Genomic DNA, 240 nt, shown 5'->3' with positions numbered 1-240 from the left:
GCTGGACAGATCTTCGTCGGCGGTTTTTTGGATCGCAAAGCACCACGTGCCGTTTTCGCAGACGATGTCCCTGACCTTCAGTTGCGCGACCTCATTGACGCGCATTGCTGTGTGCATACCGAGCATCGGCGCCCACCAGCGGTGCGGATACTTCATCGCCCATGGGATGAACGTTTTCGGGTCGAAGATCTTTTGCAGATCCGCTGCCGTATAGAACCGCTCAGGCTGGCTGGGGTGGCT

1 protein-coding gene is annotated in these 240 nt (G+C 57.9%); it reads right to left on the bottom strand.

Going from position 1 to position 240, the window contains the following annotated elements; all coding sequences use genetic code 11:
* Window positions 1-240: integrase (locus HKX41_13185; protein ID NNC25088.1), on the bottom strand; the 240-nt coding region annotated here is incomplete at both ends.

Source organism: Salifodinibacter halophilus (assembly GCA_012999515.1).
Classification (GTDB): Bacteria; Pseudomonadota; Gammaproteobacteria; order Nevskiales; family Salinisphaeraceae; genus Salifodinibacter; species Salifodinibacter halophilus.
Note: the sequence above shows the minus strand (reverse complement) of the source record. Positions and strands in the feature narration are given on the sequence as shown.